Here is a 20971-nt window from a genome sequence, read left to right as displayed (position 1 = left end):
GAAGGGCAAAACATTCTGACCTTTAAGCTGGCGAACAAGGTGGGAATGAGTAATAATCAGTTTCTCCGCATCATCAAGAGCAGTACGCCCATGCTACCCCAGAATATGACCCCGGTCGAGAATATGGCAACAAGCAATTGCAGCCCAATGATCTCAGTGCAATTCAAAAATATACAATTCGAGAGCAACCCGACAACCATCAATTTCGTCGACAATTTTATAGTAGACGGCTTCGAAGCGAACGGCGGTTCGCCCACTTTCACCCCGCTGCAAGTTGCGTACGACTACGGTACAACCAGCAACCTGGTTAACGGGTTTACACTAAGCACGCACGGCAGTGGACTATCCGAAGGCAGACACGAAGTCACCGCGCGAGTCCACGACGCCTACGGTCACACCATGCAAGCCATCTGGCCATTCTGGGTAGACACAACCCCACCGGTAATCAAGACCAACAAACAAGAATTGTGGATATCAGATGTACGGGCGCGCCGGTGGCACGCCCCTGAACCGCAACCCAGCGGAATTACCTATACCGTCTCCGATAACATCTCAGAAATCGTCAAAAACGTTACCTTTTCGCTAAAGAAAAATCCTGATGACGTGCAAGCGATTCTGTCCTATCCAACCAACAACCTGGAACTGCTCGGCAGGGTAGAGCAGACCATCAAGCTTTTTGATACACTAGAGGATTACTCCGCAGTATCCCCGAACGGGACTTATTATTTCTGTATCAGAGCGCAAGACCATGCCGGGAATGTTGCCCAGACCATAATTACCGTGAATATCGATAGCACGCCGCCCTCAGTTACGGGATGTGGTGTCTCTCCAATGATCGCTAATCGGTCGAATCCGAATATCGAGCTGTCCGGTCGCTGTAATGAACCGGCTGCAGGCTATACCCTGCTCAGCAATAAGAACGGGAAGACCTATACCTTTCCTCTAGCCGTCACACGTAATAATGACGGATATATATTCACAGGCAGTCAATCTTTGCAATCGATGGGGCTGGAAACAGGAACGTATAATATAACCATCCACCTGGCAGACCAGGCCGGGAATGAGAGCGTCACTGCTTTAGGAACATGTCCTTTTATCTATGACACGAGTCCTCCCATTGTCATTAATGCAGTTGCCAATCCTTATGTGCTCAGAGATGGTACAAGCACAACAGTTACGTTCAATATCACCAGAGATAATTATGAAGATGCACAGGCTGTTGTTGTCGAGGTCTACGTTGAGGACTTGCAATCCGGAGCTGTAACCTCGGTGAATAGTGATAATAATTATAGGTATACCCCGCCATTAAATGCGTACGGCACGTACCGCTACGTTATAACTGCGACTGATGTGGCCGGGAACAGCGGGCGAGGATACTCTGAGTTTGTGAAAGGCGGCATTAAGCCGGAGATAGTTTATCCTACGGGGACATCAGCCCATCCGGCAGGAGTGAGCGGAGTCACTGCGATCAAAGGCCGTGCCCTGGACCCTGACTGGACTAATAACGCAGATTTCGCCAAATATTCAATTTTTTATCGACCTTTACCATTTTGCGAGGTATCAGTTAATGACTTCCGTTCCTCGCAACTCGGCGGTGGCTGGCGGGATAAAGAGACGAGTGGAAATGTCGTTATGGTGCCCCGTGAGAATAGATTGGGAGCCGAGAATGTTTCCGGCAGACCGGTCAGCAATTATGGAGTGCTGGGGTACATTAATACCTCTCTGCTACCGCCTAAGGCCTACCAGATCGCAGTAGTCGTGGAAGAGACCAATGGCAACTGCACGGTGGATGTCCAGGTAATCAACGTAGTCCCGGAACCTGCGTTATCGGTTTCCGATTACCCGTCGATCGATCTGGATGTACCTGGGAACTGTAATATAACTGACGAAACATCTTTGACCTGTTCATTTTTTATAATAAACCAGCCTGCGAACGTTAATGTCGATATCTATAACCAGTCCGGACAGGTAGTATTCCATAGGCTTTACTCTAACATAGTGAATAACGATTACTATGGTACCCCGTCATTTGAGGATAAAGATTCGGGGATTTTTATCTGGAAGAATGAAGACGGTGTTCATGTAGAATTCCGTAAGGGGGCTCAAGGCCATAATTACAAGGGCATGATAATGAATGAAGGGCCCGGTATCAGCGAACCTCTTATTAACTTCGAAGTGAACACTTCCTCGAACGAAAAGTCGATTTTTATTTCAGGGAACCCAAAGAAAACGACGGTTATCCTGTCGGAAGTAGATGGCTCCTTTGACCATTTTACGAGTTTCACTCCATATCTGTTTATTGGCAAGAACAAGAAACCGCTCACTATGCCGATGACAACTATTGATCAAAGCAATAGCAATGTTCAGCAAATTGTATTCAATGGCAGGTTGCCTACGGGCGAATATATACCTAACGGCGATTATACTGTTGAAGCGAGAGCTGAAGGGAATGACCGGCATATAGTTACCATGAACAAACCTATCTACCTGACGACTCCCTTATCGAAAAGTGTAACCAAACAACCGTCAGGGTTCGATCCGACTTCAAGTGGCCTCAATTATACTCAGTTCGGAGTGAAGCTGAACAAAACAGCCTATATCCGATCATTCGTGAAAAAGCAGAATCATGAGGTCGTTTGTATCATTGAGGGCACCGCAACCACCTGGAACAGCGGGGAACATGAGGTCATCTGGAGAGGCAACTCTGGCACTCCTCACGGTGTTGAGCGGGTCCCTAACGGCACCTATTATTTTGAAGTACAGGTTGCTGGAGAGCCTGAGGATTTTAATGTGAATAACATCCGGATAGTCACCTCGAATCCTTTTACTGTCTATACTGCCGTGGCAGGAAACGCACTAATCACCAAAATCAACGGGGTAACAGTGAACGAACAGAATATTGTTTCTCCTAATTCCTGGTATAGCGTGAAGCTGGACATTGAAGGTGATCTTTATGAACCATTGAACTATTCATATAATCTCGGACTTATATCCGCCAGGCAATATGTGCGTGCCTACCCGTATGAGCCATTTGCGCTGCTTGCGCATCGAAGGTTCAACCAGGTTAATATCTTCGCCCGGGGGACCCATCAGGGACGGTGGAAGCGCTGGGAAGGTGTCTGGAACGGAAAATGGCATGATAAAGATTTTATTAAAGACCAGAACTATACACAGAATTTCACGCGTGATAAACAGGCATATTATAGCCCTCTCAACGTATTTAGGGCCACGACGGAATTTGGTCGTTATACCAACGATCCGAGATGGGTAGGTTATGATAATGTGCACTTGGAGTTCCGCGACAAGCATAATTCATTTGCTTTAGATACGATAGATATTGAACCCATTCGTATCAGCTATCCGTTTCAAAGCTACGAAGAAATATATCAGGAGCAGACGTCCGCGAACCCTACACCTATTGATCATGAGAATCCTGATCCTGCCGAAGTGGCAAGACAGTCTGCCGCTCGCAATGAATACGAAAGAAGAAAGGATGCAGCTATAAGCGGTACCTTACTGAGTGAGATCCGGAAGTATAACAATTATAAGCTCAAGACAAGTGATAAAGGGATATTCAAAGGCCTGGTGCTTTATATCGAAGAGGACCAGAATATACACACGATTTTCATGATCACGTTGGAGCAGCCGATAGAATACTCCCGGCTGACGAACCGCTTCGCTCCCTGGTATGGGTATGTCCGGAAAGGGAGACGGCTTGATCGCGATTTCAAGTCTCTGTTTAATCAACCGGCATTCCTGGGGTTCCCGGGGAATGACTTCTTTTCCGGTCCTAATATACAAGCATCACATAATATCGATGCGTTGAGTATTGCCTATCCTGTAGATGACGGAACTATGAAAGGTGCTGCAACTTCTGCCGGTACTTTCCATAATGCGCAGGAAGTAGCCGATGCGATTGATGCGATTAAAGGTTCATGGGGTTCATCAGTGGTCACAGACTATTATAGTTATCTATCCGACGAAGAATTCCATATGATCCCGATTTTGTTGCCGGGAGAGAAAAAGCTCTATGAGAAAAATGGGAATATATTTCGCTCGTATGACGAAAATACCTTGATTAATCCTCTCAATACCGCTAACTCCTTATGGTTTTCGGTATCAACCAATACCGAGTACGATCCCCGGAATCAAGTGAGTGCCTATACGTTTCTCTGGCCTGCCAGTAAGTCAGACATTGATGCGGAAAACATCAGGGTAGATACGCTGGTCGATAATACTTTTGCGAATAGTCATAAGAAAACCGGGATCACTAGTTTAGATAATAACGTCGGAAATATGCATTTTTATATTGTTCCTGATTCACGGGCGACTGACCAAAGCATTTCCAAAAACTTTACCGGCACGATATATTATAAAGATAACAATAATAGCTGCCAGATAGCTGATAATGTCTGGACTTCTCTGTTCAGCGATAGACGGAATAAGGGATATGAATGGCGATTTGTGACGGATAGTATCACCTGCAAGCTGACAGACAATGATCCGAACGACCTTATCAGCTACAAGTTTTCTAATGGTACAGGCGAAACGAATGATAATCGCAGCGCTATCAAGTCTGTAATCGACAATATGGACTCATGGCATATACCCTGGAGCCCGTCGATGGACATGTCGTGTATTGCGCATTCGTATCGGGATATAAACGGCTTGATTGATAGTGGGATAATTCCGTTCAACCCGGTTGCCTTTTCTTCTTCAGGTATTAATACCCTGGATATTTTTAAAGCTGTCTACGCCCCGCAGATTACCGGTAACGTCAATAGCCGGTTGAATGACCTTTTCTGGAAAGGCAGTCCCTTTTCCGGATATCAAGGCGATAGCACTATTCAGAAGAATCCTTTTATAAATATTAAAAGCTATAGTGCGCACGTGTACGACCTGCGAGGAAAGCCTCATAACTATCTCGACCCTGTGCCGCCGGAGAGCTTAGACTACAATATGTCTTTACAGGTCAAGCTTAAGGAACACGCCAAAGAGCAATGCTGGATCCCGATTCAGGGAAAAGTTGGTGCTCCATACACCCTCCACTATTTTAACGATACAACTGTGGCGGATGTATTCTCTGTCGATACTAAGGATAATCTGTTTGATTACAGAGAACACTGTCTAGGTTATATCGATGCAGCCAGGCTCAATGGCGATTATAAATTAGTGATCAGGACCTATAATGAGGACAGGACCGTTAGCGGATCAAATACGGTACCGTTTTCTGTCGGGACCCCTATCGATTCTGCCGGTGGACATGTATACTCGCCATACAAGCGGGTGCATTTGTACTTTCCTCCGCAAGCGGTTACGAAGAATACACTTATTACCGTGACCCCCTTGGGTTTTGACGAGGTGAAGATCAGCGGGAACCTTGATATCCATCCGATCGGGCCGCTGGTTGAGATCAAACCGGCGATTGCCTCATTCAATGGTAATAACAAGGTAACTCTCGAATATAATTATACCCTGGCCGAAGCCGCGAAGATGATCGATCAGGACCATGTTGATGTCGGGCAATTGAATATCTACTACATCAATCCTTCCGGGGAGGTGTTTATTGCCAAAAGCCAGATACAGCTTGAAGATTCCTCGACCGCTGCCAACCTCAAATCTACCAGAATAAACAATTCTTCCGCACTGTTCGGAGTTGCCGCCAGTAAGCTAAAGGATAAAGAGACTACCAGGTTAAAGATATCCGCCGAACTGGACCATTTTTCTACTTACGGCATGTTACAGGGTGCTATTCCGGACAAGGTCCAGGCTTTTACAAGCAACGACCTGGTAAATACAACCAATATCGCATTGTTCGGGGTTCAGGATTTTAAGAAAGAAATAGAAGACGATATCCTGAAATTCACCGGATACTATGATCTGGAACTGTATATGGGTGACCGGGAAAGGTTCAGTCCGAATACAGCGAAGTTACTTCAAAAAGACAAAGATTATCAAATCATCACCTATGCACCGTATCAGACCAAAGTCGATCCGAAAACGGATAAAGTAATCATTAATAACATCAATGAAGCTTATATTAAAAAGAATTTTGAACTGAAAAATGTGCATCTTATGAGCGAGGGGGATAACTACCTTTTCATCACCTATGCCACCAGGAATACCGAAATCATCAACCGTCCTGTAACTACAAAAAAAATAACCGTCGATACCATACCGCCCTCGTTCTCGGTATTTTCGTATGACTCGCCGGTCTTTAATCCGGCAACTAGTACTGATTTTAAGGCTTATATCAGATACGACGAGAATGTGAAACTGTTCGTCAAGCTTATGGACGCCTCTGGCAAGGTCATTATCGATGACGTCAAAGAGTTGGCACAGTACCAGATGTTAGCTCTTTCATGGCTGGGCGAGAATCAGTTGCATTACAAGGAGTCAGCACAATCCGGTAAGAGCGTGATAAATCAGGTCCCTGCTGAAGCTCTCCCTGACGGTCTTTGTACCATAACCATCTTCGCTATCGACAAAGCCGGTAACGTCGGCGAGAATAAGGTCCTTCCGCTTATCCTTGACCGGGCCCCGCCCCAAATCAGCAATCTGGACTTTGACTTCAGTCCCTGGTCGGTAGCCCGTAATCCACGTAATACTATCTCCTTTGACCTGACTGATAATGTTAACAAACCTATTAAGCAATGTGATGTTTATGTCGGTTCTTTAATCAGGGGATCGTCAGGTAAGGGCGCAGCGAATATTGCAAAGATGATTAACATATTAAATACCATGTTCTGCGTGCCTCAGGGAAAGACTTCTATAACTTGGGCTCCAACCTCGAATATCCCTGACGGGGAATACGAAATATTCCTGAAGGTTAGGGACGTGGCTGACAACGAGCTCATCGTTACCAGGACAATACTCGTTGATAGCACTGCTCCGGTTATCTCCAGCCCTAATCTGACCTCTGGCAGGTATAGCAGCAAGCTCAACAAAGAAAATGCGATATCATTCATAGTCAGTGACAATTTATCCCCGGCCGACCTCTCAATATCAGTGAATATTCTTGATGAGAATGGACATTTCGTTGAAGGATTAAGATATTACGAAGGCAGGGGGGAGGTTCAGTTTTTCATAACTTCCCGATTTGTTGGGAACGACTGGAAAGACGGTAACTATTACGCTCGGATTTCCATTCAGGATAAAGCTGGTAATCGGGCTGAAAGACTATTGCCGTTTATGCTTGATAACCACGCACCGGAGATAAAAGGGGCTCAATTAAATACCGGGATTATTTCATCGAAACGGACAAATAACTTTTTTGAATGGAGCGGGAATCTTTGGGATGCGGTTAGCACTACCTTCAATAGTAGGTTTTTCGTAGAGGGAAACAAGAAGACTGTAGCACTGGGACTTGGAGATAGTTCAGCCCAGGTTTTTGATATGCTCAAAGGACTGACAGAAGGCGGACATACAATTACCGCTGAAATCCGGGACCTTGCAGGGAACATGGCAATCGTCACCCACTCATTTATTGTGGACAATACTCCTCCTCGGATTCCAACTATTAACCTATCGGACCGGGAGTTCAATTTCGCGAAAGGACCTGTTTCGATTTTTATAGCCCCCGCTGATAATTTTTCGTCGTTGGTACATGTATGGTATTCCCTTCGAAGACAGGCGACGGCGAGTTCGAACGTTCTTTTTTCTCAGGAAAAAGTTGTGTCGGGAAGTGACGAGATAGTTTTCCGGGGATTCGATGATAATGGTCAGACAATGGAGAACGGCAGCTACTTAGTCATTGTCAGGATACAAGACGAAGCCGGGAATGAATCGCTCACGACAACCAGCTTAACCATCAAAAATAACAAGCCGCAGATCGTGAACGTACATCTTACGGGAGAAAGCCTGTCGTTTGTATCGGGCATACAGGATTTTGCGCTGACGTTTGGCGTGAAGTCACCCGAAGGTGTCACGATTTCTGCAGTCGGAATCAATCTGTACGATAGCGTGAAAGGTCTGATCGCTACCAGTAACCTTAAGCCGGGAGTTCAACATAATCGTCAGGGTGAAGGGGCTCAAAACGTTAGGAATTACTCCGTTTCCTTGAACGAACTCAAAGGTATGATGGGTGGTAAGAATATTTCGGGACTTTTTTACTTTGAGATGGCCGCAGAAGACGAATATGGCGTCACCACGAACGAAAATGTCAGTTTCTATGTCGATAATGAGTCACCGCAGATTATTGAGCCCTTACTTGAGCATTCTTTTTTTTCTCGTAATTATAAAAGCAACAATTTGACCGTTTCCATAAAAGATAATTTTTCTCCTACGATTGATGTAGCTGTTACTCTTCAAGGTAGGGAAGAACAGCTCGTCACTAAGATGAGCGTAACGTCGGCAAAGCGGATTGTTATCGAACACTCTCCGACAACCGGCATTGATGGAACTTATTCTTATATCCTTAACTGTACAGATGGTAATGGGAATTCCGTTTCGATGGATATCCCTTTTGAGATCGATAATTCTGCCCCGTCTATCAATTCTTTTCAAGTGGAAAACGAAGTGTTTTCTCCGGATTTTGACGGAGATAAGGATTCTATTATCTGGAACATCAGCGTTTCTGAGCCGGGGACAGGATATCTCTATATTTATAATAAAGATAATTCATTACTAAAAAAGTTAGTCGAAACCTTTGTTTCCGGGAATAAGATACTCTCTTGGAACGGGATGAAAGAAACGACTACCGCCGATAACGGCACCTACAATTATACCTTTAAGTTCATGGACAGGGCGGGCAACACGTCTGCAACCCTCGCGAGGGCCCTTGATGTAAAAAAAGGTAATGTACTCATCAGCAGAATCTCACCGTCACGCGAATACAGCTCAATCAGCAATGGCGTTGATCTGCGGTTTTCGCTGGCAGAAGAATCGGAAGTTGAGTTCGTGTTAAGAGGCGACGGCATTTCTGAGCGAAAGTCCGGGTTCGTTAAGTTCACGGCCGGAGCTAACCAATGCCGGCTCCCTGATAAGCTTCTGACCGGGCTTAACGACGGCACGTATATTCTTGTTCTGATTGCCCGCAACCAGCAGGGGAAATTGTCGCAGGAATATAGCAGCATCCTGAAGCTGGACGTGACTTCTCCTAAGCTCTCGAATATAAGTTGTAAGAATACAGCGTTCAGACCTCAAACCGGCGAAGAATTCAGCGTTGATTTCTATTTGAGTGAAGAATCCCAACTTACGGTTAAGCTCGAAGATAGTTCCTTGAAAGTACTTGATACCATATTTGACGCTAAACAAGTCGGCAAGCAGCACGTAACCTTTTCAGGGTATATCAGCAAAACCTTGCTTGCTCCCGGCCGGTATGTCTTTGCAATAACCGCTGTAGACAGAGCAGGGAATACTGTAACAGAGCGGGTTTCCTTTGAATGTCTGGCTCCGGTATCCCCAATCGAGATTAAAGAGGTCATAGCCCATAGTTTCTCTCCGAATGATGATAATGTCAGGGACGTAAGCGAGATCAAAGTTTCTTATACCGGCGGTAGCGATACGACCAAAGCTTCTATCTGGATTGAACGGGACGGAAAAGAGTTCGTCAGGTTCGTTGACGCAAAAGGCCTGGACGGCAGGAAATATTATAGTAGCTGGTATGGTGCTGACAGTAGCGGGAACAAGGCAAAGGACGGCGCGTATACCTTAGTTGTCAGACTGAACGATCCGGTTTCTGAAGAAGATATCAGGAAAGAGGTTCAGTTTGTACTCGTCAGCGAACTTCCGACAATCAATTGTAACGAGTTAGTAGAATATTTTTCTCCCAATGGTGACAGTTATCAGGATACGTTCAATATTGATGTCCGGATGGACGGATCATCCTCGATACGTGAATGCAGGGACCTTTCGACAGTTCTAAGAATTAAGTGTGTCATTGCAGATTATGCCGGGAACGAGATACGTACTTACGAAGAAAATATGCCGCCGGGTAATACCCGATTTACTTGGGATGGAACCAATGTCCAAGGCTATGCGGTGCCTGACGGAATGTACGTTGCCAGGATCACTGCTTGTGATTCTCTTGGCAGTATCTCGACCGTTCTTAACCGGGACTTTTTTCTCGATACCACGCCTCCTAAGATAGTAGCTGAAAATAATGTTTTTATTCAACCTTGTAAGGGAGATACGCTTACCGTCAGTTACAATACCAACGAATTAACCGAAGGCGTGATAACTCTTTTATCTGCCGGTGAACCCTCTGGTAACGGTCAGGTTATTTCGAATGCCTCCGGTAACTGGCAAGAGTGCTGTGAACTTGTCCCGGCGCATACGATTACCGGGAATAGGATATTTTTATTTGATGGAAAAAAAGATGGAGTTACGACCTTACCTTCCGGATTATATGCCCTGAAGTTCCAGGTAATAGACCAAGCTGGAAATAGGTCCGGGAAGCTTACGACTTTTAACATTTACGAAAAAATGGAAGCTGGCCTTTTGTGCCGCGATTTTACGCCGAATGGCGATGGGCTGCTGGACGAAGTTTCGGTTTCGTGGAGTATAACTGCCGGATCAGGGCATTATCGGCAGACCCTCACATTGATAAATAAAGAAGGAGAAGCAGAAAGTGCATTTGCTCAGTTTGCCATTCCTTACCAGGTAGAGGTCAGCGACACTATCTCCATAACTGCTTATGCTCTGTGGAATGGATCTGGAACAGCTGATGGGGAATATTCTTTACAGCTGTCAGTCATCGATACAATAACCGGAGAACAGCAGCTTATAACCAAAAGTATGACAATAGCTTCCACCATACCGACCGTGAGTACTCGCGAAGAAAATATCGCGTTTTCTCCCAATGGTGATGGGATAAGAGATTTCTATACCCTTGACGTGTCTGCCGTACTATCCGCTGGAATATCTGAAAGTAGCCGGCTTTCGAAAAAAGTCAGTGCAAACTACCGGGTAGAGAATAATTCCGGTCAGGTAGTTTACGAACAGTCTGAATTTTATGAAAATAATGACCGCTTCACTTGGAACGGCAGAGGCAATGACTCCATATTAGCGTGCGACGGACAATATCGGGTGGTCGTTGAAGCAACCGACACTCTCGGGAACAAGATGAACAATCTGGTGAGAAATATCATCGTAGATACTGTGAAGCCGGTTGTTCCGGTCGTTAGCACGATTGATGCCTGCACAAGTCTCAATGTGGTTCCGGTAAATGGACAGGCAGAACCCGGAAACACTGTCAGGTGTTTGGTCCTTGGCTTTAATAGTTCTCAGGAATACGTCGCACCAGTGCTCCTTCGCCCTATGGGAGAAGGCCGGGATGAGGGCAACGGCATTTTTCAGATTACTCTCAATCTGACCGAAGGCGTGAACACGGTAAGTGTTGTATCGATTGACAGTGCCGGGAACGTGAGCGCAACAAGCAATACGGAGAGCATTATCTATGATCCGGTAGCTCCTGAAATTACCAGGATCGAGTATAGTGACGAGAGTCCGGTTAAAGCCGGAGAACTCATAATAACCGTCACTTATTCCGAAGAGCTGAATATCCTTCCGGAGATCAAGATAGTTAACACAAGGCTTGAGCTTCTGCCGTTCGAAGTCCGTAAATCAGGGAAAGAAGTTACCAGCCGGTTCATCATTCCGGCAACCCTGGCCCCGCAAACCATAAATCGGCTGGGAGCGTTGGAAGGCAGCAATACCGTAGTTATCCGAAATGGGAAAGATTATGCCCAAAACATCCAGAATGTCTGTACCGGGAGCATAACTATTGATACAACGACGCCTTCGATCGTGGTCGTTGACGGGTACCGGTCTTTTATTCAGACATACAAAAATCAAGTCTTAGTCGTAACGTATAACGTGAATGAACCCGTAGAAGAAACAATAATCCTTCAGGGAAACAGTGGAGGAGTCTGGAAGAATCTCTCTATTTTGAGTAACAAAAAAGAAGTTCAGGGAACAAAGACGGTAGCTTTTGACGGCATGTCCGGTTACGGAGACGAATTGCCTATAGGTCTCTATGGATTGAATTTTTGTTATGTTGACCAGGCAGGGAACCGGATAGAAAAAATGGTCACGTTTTCAATCTATGAAAAACTGGAAGCTGATCTTAGCTGTCATGATTTTACCCCCAACGGTGACGGACTGCTGGACACGATGAATATTCAGTGGTCTATCCGGGGCGGTTCAGGAACCTATCGGCAAACCCTGGAATTATTCAATAAAGCCGGAAAGACAGATCAAGAATTCGGGAGATTTGCGTCACCCTGGCAAGGAGTGTTTCTCCATGACAACTGCACGCCGCTAATTTCACACTTTATCTGGGATGGTGCGCACGTCGATGATGGCGAGTATACGCTTATGGTGCAAGTTACCGATACCATAACCGGGGAACAACAGGTTGTTACCAGGAGCATTTCAGTTGCGTCAGTAGTGCCGACAATAAGTTTCAGTGAAGAAAATAGTGAATTTTCTCCTGACCTCGACGGCGTGAAAGATGCATATCAACTCGATATATACGTCAACTTATCAGCCGGAATAGAAGAGAGTTCACGGTTGTCCGTAAGTGTCAGTGCTGATCTGACCGTCATCAATAGTTCCGGTCAAACAGTATATGAGAATTATTACAAGTTCGAAAAAAACAATAGCTTTATTTGGAACGGAGAAACGTCGGAGGGGAAGAAGGCCGCTGACGGTAAATATACAATCAATTTAATTGGCACGGACATTCTGGGGACAACGGTCATAGATCTCGAACGCACTGTAATTTTGGATACTGAGCGCCCGATAACCCCTCTTATCAGCAGTATGAATAATTATTCTAATAAGAACAAAATGAAGATATCAGGACAGGCAGAGACCGGAACTGCCGTCAGGTGTTCAGTCCTTGGCTTTAATAGTTCTAAGGAATACGTCTCTCCAGTTATCTTTTGCCCTACGGGAGAAGGCCGGGATGAGGGAGCCGATAGCTTTCAGATTACCGTCAATCTGACCGAAGGCGTGAACACGGTAAGTATTGTATCGGTCGACAACGCCGGAAACAAGAGTGCGACAAGTAATCCGGTAATTATTATCTATGATCCGGTAGCTCCTGGAATAATGATAGCGGGGCATCGTACTTTTATCCGTCCTTATATGGGCGAGATAATGACGGTCAGCTACAATCTAAGCGAGCCGGTAAATGAACTGGTCACGCTGCTTCTCGGTGTCGTTACCCTGAACACGATTCAAAGTGGTCAGGAGATTAACGGAGAAAAATCCTTTCAATTTGATGGAAAATTTAATGGGGCCATGCTGCCGGCAGGAGTTTATACCTTTAAGTTCCAGATAATAGACCAAGCTGGAAATAGGTCCGGGGAGCTTACGACTTTTAATATTTATGAAAAAATGGAGGCCGGGCTTGCGTGTCATGATTTCACTCCGAACGGCGACGGACTGCTGGACGAAGTTTCGGTTTCGTGGAGTATAACTGCCGGGTCAGGACATTATCGGCAAACCCTTGAGTTGGTTAATAAAGTAGGTCCGGAAAATCAATTTTCCGGGATTGTTTCGCTTTGCCGGGGAGAGCAAGTCACTGATAATCTCATACCGCAGAGTTTTAATTTTATTTGGAATGGAGCTGGTGTTGCTGACGGGGAATATACCTTACAGCTGTCAGTCATTGATCTGATAACCGGAGAGCAGCAGCTTATCACCAAAAGTATGACAATAGCCTCCACCATACCGACCGTGAGTACTCGCGAAGAAAATATCGCGTTTTCTCCCAATGGTGACGGAATACAAGACTTGTATGCTATGGCTGTGACCGTTGATCTTTCATCGGGAATAACAGCGGGCGACAGACTGTCGCATAGAGTAAGTGCGAACTACAGCATCGTGAACGAAGCCCGCCAAGTAGTATATTCGCTGACCAGGACGTATGAAAAGAATGACGAATTTTTATGGAATGGCCGGGGAAATAATGGAAACATCGTGCCTGACGGACGGTACCAGGTAATTCTGCAAGTGGCAGATATTCTCGGGAATAAGATGAACAGTTTGGTGAGTAATATCATTGTAGACACGGTGAAACCCATGAAACCGGTCTTGTGCGCTATCGATGCTTTTACCAGCATAAACGTCGTTCAGGTCAGCGCAGTAGCAGAAGCCGGCAGCACTGTCAGATGCTCGGTCTTAAGTTCTCCTGGTTCGCAAGAGGCCCAATATCTTCTTTGTGAAAATGATTTTCATATCACTGTCAATCTGACCGAAGGCGAGAACACGATATGTGTTGCATCAATCGACAACGCCGGGAACGAGAGCGCGACAAGCAATCCGGTTAGCATTATCTATGATCCGGCAGCGCCTGAGATAGTCGGGATCGAGTATAGCGACGAGACCCCCGTCAAAGCCGGAGAACTCATTATTACCATCAATTTTTCAGAAGAATTGAATGCTTTGCCGGATATCAGGATCGTCAAACCTAACCTTGAACTACTACCAATAGAAGTTCGCAAGTCCGGTAAAAAAGTTATCAGTCGGTTCATAATTCCCGCAAGCCTTACTCCTCAAACCATAAACCAGGAAGGGGGCCTCGAAGGCAATAACATCCTTGTCATCAGGAATGGAAAAGACTTTGCCGTTAATTCCATGTCCGCAGTTTCGTGTAATATTATCATCGATACAGTTACTCCGGAATTACTCTCACTAACCTATACTCCTTGTTCGCCAATTAAATCCGGCGAGCTAAAGATAACAGCTCTTTATTCTGAGCCCTTAGTTGATATCCCTGATATCAGCATCGTTTCAGTAAACACCGTTCTTCGATGTCAGTCAGTTGCGCATAATGGCGGACAATTGGAGTACACATTCGATATCCCTGAAGAACGAATGGATGGAATATGTTCAGTGAGTATCGGCAGCGCAAATGATTTTAGCGGTAATGGTTCGGCGATTTCTCTTAATCACTTGTTGATTGATACGCTGCGCCCTGAACTGACAACGTATTCTGTCTGGTACAGCAGTGACCCGAATGGCGTTGATACCTCGGACCTTAAGGTAAGTCCGCTGGATATTAACGAATATCTCGTTCGTTCGGGATATCTCTGGGTGAAAGCGGTCTTTTCGGAGGATATTGATTGTTCTCTCCTTCCATTTTTTAAAATATATAATGATATCCCATGTGATATCGTCACCGTTAACCCAAACACAATAATGGCCCGTGCCAGAATAGATGAAGATTATGGCGAAAAAGATACCCCGATCACAATCGCGGGGATCGTTGATTCCGCTGGTAATGGAATGCTTACCCATACGCTGATGGATGGGGTTCCTGATAAGCTTAAGATCGATACAACACCGCCCGAAATAATTTCCTTTAATAATCCTGATCGGCCAGGTAACAACTGTTTCTCTCCTGATGGAGATGGATTGGATGATACGCTCAGGATTTTTATCGAAATATCCGAATCTGCCTACATCAGATCGCTCGCCGTTTTTGATGAAAATGATCGCTTGATCAGAACAATTGCCCGGGACGAAGTCTTTGACAAAGGTCCCGACCTGAACGGTTGTATCGATTTCGTCTGGGATGGTACCGACGATCAAGGTATTACCCGTAACGAAAAGGCCTATTACAAGCTGGTCCTTGATTCTGCCGATTTCGCCGGTAATAACGCAAGGACAGTCTCGGAGAAGCTGATCAAAATAGAGCAGGTCGAGAGTTCCTTTAACATTCCAGATTCCGGAGCTGTCAGTGTGTCTTCGCAATCTATCAGCCATAATCCTTTTTCTCCGCTGGTTCAGAAATTGATTACCTTTGTTTATAAATTCGATGAGAATACCTTGTATCCGGTGAAACCATTGAAGTTCGGTCAAATCGATCTGCTATCTGTTCCCGGTACATCTAATATGCGTATTAAGCTGGTCAGGGAGTTTGTCGAGAATGACCGGTCAGAAATAGTAGCGGTGCTCCATGATTGGCATCCGACTGTTGTTGGGGCTGTGACTGTTACCTGGAACGGTGAGGGAAGAGGTACGGACGGGACCTATGCTTTCTGTGTCGAAGGAAAAGACTATTTTGATAAGAAATCACAATTCGCTTTGAACCTGCCGTTTATTGTTGATACCTCGATGCCGGGGATTTATAATCTCTCGCTCAATACTGATTATATCTCTCCGTCACTTAGTGTTTCTGTTCAAGACCGTACCACAGTATCGTTCAGTTCATCCGATGTTAGTACGTGGTCAGCATCTCTCTCCGTGAATGTCGACATTCTTACTTCAACCAATAGCCCGGTTAGAAGAATATTCGATGGCAGTTGCAGTAACGGTAATACAATAAATGTGAACTGGGACGGCCGGGATGACCGGAGTTATGTTGCTGATGGCTGGTATCACATAAGGGTTAGCGCTACGGACAAGGCGGAGAATACAATATCGTCACATAAGGATATTTGTGTCGATAATACGTTGCCGGATGTGCAGCTTAAAGAAGGTCCGTTCAATTATATTAAGCTCGTTAATAATACTACTCCCTTTTATCTGGTGAGTAGCAATATCCAGTTCTACGCTTCGTGCTCCGACACTAATCTCAAGAACTATTGGATTATCGCGACAACCGCCAATAGTACCGTGACACTTTCTTCCGGGGCACTTTCCCAGTCAGTGCAGGATATTCCTTTTAGCTGCGCGACAGGTAATCTTGGTTTGCTTGGGCAATGGGATATCAATGCATTCGCTCAGGACAAAGCTGGCAACATAGCTTCCGGGAATGTTATCCGGATTGTTGTCGATACGGTATGCGACGGTACTCCGACCTTCAGTATTAACAATTGGAATAAATACGTTACTCAGAATTATGTGAGCATAGCCGCCGGCGCAACTGACATGAACGGTATCGGATATCTGCTCTATTCTTTAAACGGCGGCAGTTGGCAATCTGTTCTCTACAATGGGACAACCACTAATTTTACCGTCAATCTGTCGACCGAAGGTTTTCAGACAATGAGCCTCAAAGCCGTTGATAAAGCCGGAAATGTATCTTCGCCAGCGACTTCTCAGAGTATCATATACGATAAAACAGCTCCTGATGTGTCGATTACTTCCTCTACTCATCCTAGCCAGGTAAGCTGGTCGAATAATACCTCAGTGACCGTGAAATTCAATGGAACAGATACTTCAGGCATCTCAGGATATTATTATCGTTTCCAAAAAGACACCGCTTCGGGTATGGCATATACGAATTCCGATACGGTTAGTAAGGGACTGGATAATGGCATATGGACAGTTTATGTCAACGCTGTCGATAATGCTGGTAATATCAGCGCGCAAGCAAGCTATTTTTGTAATATCGATACGCAAAAACCTGTTATTCCGGGTATTACTTCCCCGACACATGCGGATACCTGGAGCAGCAATAGAAACTGCACCGTCCGGTACAGCGTTGATAACGACGGATTTAGTCCTTTCGACCATTACGAAACAGCGGTTATTAATACCGGTAATAGTCAGGAAATCAATCCGCAAGAAATCAATATCATAACTAATGACAGCTATTCTTTTACCGTGAGTAATGGCACACAGCATATTAATTATTTCTACGTGAGGGCTGTTGACCAAGCGGGAAATATAGGTGACTGGTATGGCAAATCATTTAAAGTTGACACGGTTTCTCCGAACATACCGACTGACTTATCCTGTACAATTAACACAACCTCTATGGTTTTTAATGCAGTTGCAATCAATGACAATAGACCAAATGACCCGGCCACCCTCAACTATGAATATGAACTCGATGATGGGCCGATCATTGGGCCATATAACGCAACTTATCAGTACAGCCCAGCCGATTTGAAGGAGAACTCTCTCCATACTTTGCGGGCAAGATCAGTCGATGACGTCGGGAACCGAAGTCCCTGGTTCTCGATGGGTTGTTCTACCCTGATCCATGATCCGGCAGCAGATGAACTTATTATCGAAACGAAAACCGCAACTTCAATAACGATTAAACCGGCTTTAAAAGATAGTAACGTCGAGAACAAAAGCTTGATCAGATATAATATCATTTATCCGGGAGGCGGCAATGGAGGTGATGGCTCGTCTTCTGTTCCTTATACTTCAAGCTATACTGATACCGGGCTTCGTTCGAATTGCCAATACGGATATCAAATACAATATATTAATAGCGACGGAAAGACAACTGCTGCCAGTCCGGTATTGAGCCAATACACCTTGCCATGTGACCCAAGAGTGACATGCCCGGCAACAAATACGTGGTATGGTCCCCCAAACGGAGGAGCTTTGGTTTTCTCTGCTATTTTTGGAATAGATAATTCAAACGACTATTATTATCTTTTAACTGAGGGTCCGTCAGTTCCGGTAGACGCGATTAACAACGCCTGGACTTCAGGTCAATTGACCTTTACCGATCTTACAAGCGCAGCCGGATATTACTTGCATATAGTTGGAAGAAATGTGTCAGGCAACAAAGGTTCACCCGCATCGTTCGGCCCCTTCAAGTGGGATGCGACGTCCCCTTCTGTAACGGACCTGTCCGTCAATAGCAATGCTGGTCAGTACACCAATACCTTGAATGTATCTACAGCCTTTAATTACGCAGATACGCATTCCGGCGTGGCCAGGTACTTTTTATCAAAAGACAATATCAATTGGACAGAAACAGCGCTTAATCCCACTCAGTCATCCGGCACGGCAATCAGCGCTTGTTCTCTAGCTTCGGGACAAGACGGCTTAAGGACAGTATTTGTAAAAGTCGTCGATGACGCAGGGAATTCGACGGTTACCAGCGCCTCAATTACCTACGATAAGACTTCACCTGCCGGGACCCTCGCGGTTAATAACGGACAACCTTATACAAAAACGGCTAATGTCATCTTGAATGCTGCTAATATGGATGCCTCCGGAATATCGGCTAATATGGAATTAAAAAATGAAAACGCAAGCAATTATTCAGCATTTACCTACGATTCTGCAAAAGAGTGGATTTTGAGTAGCGGTGACGGCACTAAAACAGTTTTTTCACGGATTTATGACAATGCAGGTAATTATTTGTCGATAAGCGATACTATTATTCTCGATACAACCAAACCGGCAATAACCATGGTAGATGTGCCGTCAGTCTACAACAATTTTCTCTACGATAATCATCTCTACTCTGCAACCTTTAATGTTAATGATGCCAATAGTATCAATTACGTGACGCTTTCGATCCTGGATGTGAACAATAATATAATTAAGAGCTTTTATAATAATGCTATCATTAGTAACCAGAACATTGCCGTTACCTGGAATGGAACGGACGATAATGGAGATTATGTCGATGATGGCACGTATACCATCAGGATTGTCGATACCGACGCCGCAGGGAATACCACCGAAAATATAAGCGCTATAAGCGTGAATAACGTTCTGGATGTTTATGTTACGGGCAATATACTCGATCATTTATCTGTCGGATGTGTTACGGACAATATTGTATTTGAATCGGAATATGGTGCTGATTTCCCTTCGTTAATAGCCGCTGTTTATAGCTTTGATACAAATCGTGATTGGGATTATGATACAGTGTCGTTTACGCTTAATTCTACCCAGCGGATTTACTTCAACAGTTCTAATTCGGATATCGCCTATAGTTATGTAGAAATTACTGATAATAATGGCACAAACTTCCTGTTAGATTGGAATTTTTACAATACTACGCTTACTCTGCCCCGTAATGTATATACCATTAAAACATCGTGCATACGAGGAAAGAGTAGCAGTAGCGGGTCACTGACAACAACTGCATATGCAAAGAAAATAATGAGAAATACGCTATTAATCCCAGGCCTTCAGAATTCGACTTTATTGACTTCTGGAATAAAAACAAACGGAGATTACCTGAATATAACTGATCATTTCAATTATAGGCATTCAGTGAGTATCAATAGTGTAGGCAATATCTTGTATAAACGATCAAATGATGGCGTCAATTGGTCGAATAGCATCGTGTTAAATACAATAAACAATTATTGTACGGTCAATCCTGTTATTGTGGAGATTCCATCCTATAAAGGAGTATATGTAGCATATATACATAAAAATATTGCCAACGATTATAGTATCAAGCTCAAACTGATCCCTAACAAGTTCCGCCCTCTGGCCCAAGCTGGGGTAGGATACTCCTCCGTCAAACAACCTGTTTTAACAATAAGCGTACCAACAGCCGACTCTCGGCCATTCGTTATAGCTCCCCCTGCCTCGGGTGACCTGGATTCATTAGTTGCCTCAATTCTCAAAGATAAAGAACTATACAATGGAGGCATAGTCAAAACAACGAAACCGACTTTTGTCTGGCAAATGCCTGCCTTCACTCCGGTAGATTCAACCTACAAACTGGCAATTATAGAAGAATCCGGGAATATGCTTTCTCAAGAACCGTTTGAGACTGCCTGCGCTAATTATGTGATCGATATCAGAACAGGGGATTATAAGAACGAAGCCTCTTTATATTATTATACCTTAGGCTGGCAGGATAGTTTGCCGGAGAGCAGGGAAGGGAGCCGCTGGCGCTGGCAGATCGAAGCGAACATGGATACTGCTTCGGATAACGCAGGGTATGTCAGGTCGAAGAACTCGAAGGTGTTCCAGGTACTAGCCGTTCCGGAGATCGAACAGAGCATTAACTATCCTAACCCTTTTGAGCATCGAACGACTATCCGGTACAAGCTGTCGCAAGACGCTGATCGGGTGAAGATCTATATATTTACCATTGCCGGACGACTGGTAACAGTTCTTGACGGCGATACCGACGGGACCTCTCCCGCCAAAGAATATAATGACGCCGCCTGGAACGGCGAAAATGATCTCGGAGAAGAAGTTGTCAACGGAGTGTATATCTACAAGATCGAAGCAAAAATCAATGGCAGGGCAACGAATGCGCAAGGCAAAATGATTAAGCTAAGATAACTAAAACAATGATCTGGGTATTCAAGTACGGCGCGCCGCTGGCACGCCCCAGCACCATAGAAGGAGT

1 protein-coding gene is annotated in these 20971 nt (G+C 45.0%); it reads left to right on the top strand.

The genetic code is table 11. The features are described 5' to 3' along the window. Positions 1 to 45: 45 nt before the first annotated feature. A complete protein-coding gene (locus tag DKM50_04255) occupies positions 46 to 20904 on the top strand; it encodes a hypothetical protein (protein PZM82174.1) in 20859 nt (6952 codons plus the stop codon). The last annotated feature ends 67 nt before the right edge of the window (positions 20905 to 20971 follow it).

The organism is Candidatus Margulisiibacteriota bacterium, from assembly GCA_003242895.1.
Taxonomy (GTDB): Bacteria; Margulisbacteria; Riflemargulisbacteria; order GWF2-39-127; family GWF2-39-127; genus GWF2-39-127.
This window is presented reverse-complemented; position numbering and strand designations above follow the sequence as displayed.

What these genes read in the sequence shown, in the direction of transcription:
- DKM50_04255 (PZM82174.1), top strand. Translation starts at nt 46, where the DNA reads ATGAGTAATAATCAGTTTCTCCGCATCATCAAGAGCAGTACGCCCATG.